The organism is Pseudoalteromonas sp. TB51, from assembly GCF_000498055.1.
Classification (GTDB): domain Bacteria; phylum Pseudomonadota; class Gammaproteobacteria; order Enterobacterales; family Alteromonadaceae; genus Pseudoalteromonas; species Pseudoalteromonas atlantica.
Genome location: NZ_AUTO01000266.1, coordinates 1 through 4762, shown reverse-complemented (window position 1 = coordinate 4762; position 4762 = coordinate 1). Strand labels below are relative to the sequence as shown.

At 42.3% G+C, this 4762-nt stretch carries 4 protein-coding genes and 4 tRNA genes; all 8 read left to right on the top strand.

Features of this window, described 5'->3' with window-relative positions:
- Positions 1–592: DHHA1 domain-containing protein (locus tag L650_RS0115695; protein WP_029773694.1), on the top strand; the 592-nt coding region annotated here is incomplete at its 5' end.
- A 144-nt stretch (positions 593–736) separates the two neighbouring features.
- Positions 737–1835 (top strand): peptide chain release factor 2 gene (prfB, locus tag L650_RS0115685; protein WP_096041210.1). Its coding sequence is split into 2 segments (ribosomal slippage): positions 737–811 and positions 813–1835, totalling 1098 coding nucleotides; the frame shifts between segments, so codons are not numbered across the junction.
- A 26-nt stretch (positions 1836–1861) separates the two neighbouring features.
- Complete coding sequence (gene lysS / locus L650_RS0115680) at positions 1862–3397, top strand: lysine--tRNA ligase (protein ID WP_004588007.1); 1536 nt, start codon at positions 1862–1864, stop codon at positions 3395–3397.
- Between the two features lie 396 nt (positions 3398–3793).
- Complete coding sequence (locus L650_RS0115675) at positions 3794–3976, top strand: hypothetical protein (RefSeq protein WP_024031585.1); 183 nt, start codon at positions 3794–3796, stop codon at positions 3974–3976.
- Positions 3977–4104: 128 nt separating this feature from the next.
- Positions 4105–4197, top strand: a tRNA-Ser gene (locus L650_RS0115670).
- 34 nt (positions 4198–4231) lie between these two features.
- Positions 4232–4308: transfer RNA gene (locus L650_RS0115665), tRNA-Arg, on the top strand.
- 149 nt (positions 4309–4457) lie between these two features.
- Positions 4458–4534, top strand: a tRNA-Arg gene (locus L650_RS0115660).
- A gap of 147 nt (positions 4535–4681) precedes the next feature.
- A tRNA-Arg gene (locus L650_RS0115655) sits at positions 4682–4758 on the top strand.
- The last annotated feature ends 4 nt before the right edge of the window (positions 4759–4762 follow it).

Sequence of the window (4762 nt, the reverse complement as noted above, 5' to 3'; positions counted from 1 at the left end):
CCACCGCCCAACCGTTATTTTTGCCGGTGGCGAAAACGGTGAAATAAAAGGCTCGTGCCGCTCTATTGAAGGGCTGCACATGCGCGATTTACTCGAAGGGCTAAATACCGCCGACCCGCACTTAATTAATAAATTTGGCGGCCACGCCATGGCGGCAGGACTAAGTATTGATGAGCAAAATTTTAATGACTTTAAAAACGCGTTTAATGCAGCTGTAAGCGCGCAGTTAAGCGAAGAAAGTAAACGCTGCATTGTGTTTACCGATGGCGAGCTGCCAAACGAGTGCTTTACAATGGACTTTGCTCAGCTATTAAAGCAATCAGGCCCATGGGGGCAGCAATTCCCAGAGCCGGTATTTGAGCACACCTTTGAAGTTATTCAGCAGCGTATAGTAGGCGAAAAGCACTTAAAGCTGGTGCTTAAACATCAATCTGGACGCTTAGTTGACGCTATTGCATTTGGAATAGATGTAAAAGCATGGCCCGACACCGAGGCCCGTTATGTCAAAGTGGCTTATCAGCTCGACATAAACGAATTCAGAGGTAAGTTTAGCCTGCAATTAATTGTTCGCGAGCTTGAAAAAGTGCATTAAAAAATATGCACAATGCATGCATAAAAGGCTAATAAAGCGCGCGGTTTTTTGTTAAAATCGGGCGTTTTTATCATTTGACGATAATTTATTGCGTTTAGTGCTAATTTTAGCGCGCAATAATCTAGCCATTTTGGAGTAATGTACATGTTTGAAGTGAATCCTGTGATTAATCAAATCAAGGAAATTCGCGAACGTACTGAACTGCTTCGGGGGTACCTTTGACTACGCTCACAAACAAGAGCGCCTAGAAGAAGTAAACGCCGAACTTGAAGATTCAGCCGTATGGAATGAACCTGAGCGCGCACAAGCACTTGGTCGTGAAAAATCAGCCTTAGAAGCCGTTGTTGAAACAATCGACAACTTAGTAGCAGGTGCTGACGACGTAGAAGGTTTATTAGAGCTTGCAGTAGAAGCAGAAGATGAAGACACGTTTGTTGAAGCGCAAACTGAACTTGAAGGCTTAAATAAACAGCTTGAGGGTTTAGAGTTTCGCCGTATGTTTTCGGGCTCTCACGATGCAAACGATGCTTACCTTGATTTACAGTCTGGGTCTGGCGGTACTGAAGCACAAGACTGGTGTAACATGTTATTACGCATGTATTTACGCTGGGGCGAAGCTAAAGGCTTTAAAGTTGAGCTAGTAGAAGCAACCGATGGCGATGTGGCCGGTATTAAAGGTGCAACAGTGCGCTTTGTAGGCGAATACGCATATGGTTGGCTGCGCACAGAAACAGGCGTACACCGTTTAGTCCGTAAAAGCCCATTTGATTCAAGTGGTCGTCGTCATACCTCGTTTGCCTCTGCGTTTGTTTACCCAGAAGTAGATGACAATATTGAAATTGATATTAATCCGGCTGACTTACGTATAGACGTTTACCGTGCATCGGGCGCGGGTGGTCAGCACGTTAATACCACCGAATCGGCAGTACGTATTACTCACGTACCTACCAACACGGTTGTTCAGTGTCAAAACGAGCGTTCACAACACAAAAATAAAGCCCAAGCAATGAAGCAGTTAAAAGCAAAATTATTTGAGCTTGAACTTCAGCAGCAAAATGCTGAAAAGCAATCGCAAGAAGACGCAAAGTCGGATATTGGCTGGGGAAGCCAAATTCGTTCTTACGTACTTGATGATGCACGTATTAAAGATTTACGAACTGGCGTTGAAAACCGTAATACGCAATCGGTACTTGACGGCAACCTAGACAAATTTATTGAAGCCAGCCTAAAATCTGGCCTATAACCACCAAGCTAAAAAAGAGCTAAAAAATGACTGATCAAATCCAAGACGAAAATAAGTTAATCGCTGAGCGTCGCGGCAAATTAGACGCTATTCGCGAAAATTGCCCAGCCAACGGTCATCCTAATCAGTTCCGTCGTGAACATTACACGGCTGATTTACAGGCTGAGTTTGGTGATAAGAGTAAAGAAGAATTAGTAGAGCTTAAGCACGTTGTATCAATTGCTGGCCGTATTTTAGCTAAGCGTGGTCCTTTTATGGCCATTCAAGACATGAAAGGCCGTGTACAAGCTTACGCATCTAAAGATGTGCAAAAAGACTTAAAAGCAAAATATGGCCAACTAGATATTGGCGATATTATTGGTGTTAAAGGTGCGCTTAATAAATCAGGTAAAGGCGATTTATACGTAGAAATGACCGAGTACGAACTACTTACTAAGTCACTACGCCCATTACCAGAGAAGTTTCATGGTTTATCAGATCAAGAAACCAAGTACCGTCAACGTTATGTTGATTTAATTACTAACGAAGCAACGCGCGAAACATTCCGCATTCGCTCACAAGTAGTTGAAGGTATTCGTCGCTTTTTAGCAGAGCGCGACTTTATGGAAGTAGAAACGCCAATGCTACAGGTTATTCCTGGCGGTGCGTCTGCGCGTCCATTTGTGACTCACCATAACGCACTTGATATAGACATGTACTTACGTATAGCGCCTGAGCTTTACCTTAAGCGTTTAGTAGTAGGTGGTTTTGACCGCGTATTTGAAATTAACCGTAACTTCCGTAACGAAGGGTTATCAACGCGTCACAACCCAGAATTCACTATGATTGAATTTTACCAAGCCTACGCTGATTACATCGACCTGATGAACATTACCGAAGACATGCTACGTACAGTTGCAACAAACGTTTTAGGTAGCCCAATAGTTGTTAATACCACTAAAGATGAAAACGGCGAAGTTATCGACTCAGTAGAGTACGACTTTGGCCAACCGTTTGAGCGCCTAAGCATGGCTGATGCTATCTTAAAATATAACCCTGAGTTTGATGCTGCGGTATTTAATGACCCAGAAAACCACTTTGAAGAATTAAAAGCGTACGCTAAACAAGTGCACGTTAAAATTCCTGAAAATTGTGTATGGGGCCCAGGTAAGTTTTTATGTGAAATATTTGAAGAGACGGCTGAGCATATGCTTATCCAACCTACATTTATTACAGGCTACCCGTGGGAAGTATCGCCACTTGCGCGCCGTAACGACGAAAACCCATTTGTTACCGACCGCTTTGAGTTTTTTGTTGGCGGACGTGAGCTTGCAAATGGCTTCTCGGAGCTTAACGATGCACAAGATCAAGCAGAGCGCTTTACTCGCCAAGTTGAAGAAAAAGACGCCGGCGATGATGAAGCAATGCATTACGATGAAGACTACATACGCGCACTAGAGTACGGCTTACCGCCTACTGCCGGTGAAGGTATTGGTATTGACCGCTTAGTAATGTTATTTACTGATTCACCAACCATTAAAGATGTTATTTTGTTCCCGCATATGCGCCCACAAGCTGACTAAGCTTTAACAAAATAAATGTGATAAACGCCGCTAAATTTTAGCGGCGTTTTTGTGTGAGTATAAAAATAAGCGCCAATGCAGAAAAAGTTGGAGAGTAAATTGCTTTATAAAAACAGACGAAAGAGAGGATAAGATTGTTCGCTTTTTAATTAATTAGTACTAAACTAAATTTTAAAGCTAGTTATTAGTACTTATTAATAGTTAATTCAGATTGGGTTATTTAATGTAGCCTTGTTTTAAATGACCTTAATAACAGTGCTATAACGTAATTTTATGACTGTTTTTTAAACATTATGTTGTATTTATGTAAAAAACTTAGCTAAAATACGCCAAAATTTTGAGCTGGGTTAAAATAGCACTCTAAATATGAATTCTCAAATGGACTTAGAATATAATATGAAAGACAACCGAGTTGAAGAATCGCCAGAAACTGACACCACAGAGCAAAAGCGACAAGCTTATTACCGAGCCTGTATTGCTGAGTTTCAGCAATTAGGTTACCAAGAGCAATATTTAGCGCAGCTCAAAGATGATTTAGTGCCTTTAATGGGCGTTAATCCACAAGACAAAAATATTTAAATCGTTTACTTTTCAAACCAATTATACAATTAAAGCTGACTTATGTGCGTTCTGTAACCAGATAGTCATTTTTGGCATAAAAGTGTTTGACATATTTTCTGAAATCTTTATTATACGCCCCACAAGACGGAGAGGTGTCCGAGTGGCCGAAGGAGCTCCCCTGCTAAGGGAGTATAGAGTTTGTAGCTCTATCGAGGGTTCGAATCCCTCCTTCTCCACCATTTCTTTTAATGGCAGTCTTGTAAAGTAAAGATTGGGCGCATAGCTCAGCTGGATAGAGTACCTGGCTACGAACCAGGCGGTCGGAGGTTCGAATCCTCCTGCGCCCACCACTCTTTACACACTCTGCTTAGAGTATAAATAAGTTAAAGTGTTTGGTTTAAAACCAAATCGGTCGGAGGTTCATTCTTACAAGATACGTCCTGCTTCCAGCAATTTTTACACACTCTGCTTAGAGTATAAATAAGCAAACAGTAAAAGTGGGCGCATAGCTCAGCTGGATAGAGTACCTGGCTACGAACCAGGCGGTCGGAGGTTCGAATCCTCCTGCGCCCACCACTTTTACAACACTCTGCTTAGAGTATAAACAAGTAGAAAGTGTTGGCTAAAGCCAAGCGGTCGGAGGTTCACTCTTAGAATTTACGTCCTGCGCCACTACTTTTACAACACTCTAACTTAGAGTATAAACAAGTAACTAATGAAAGTGGGCGCATAGCTCAGCTGGATAGAGTACCTGGCTACGAACCAGGCGGTCGGAGGTTCGAATCCTCCTGCGCCCACCACTTT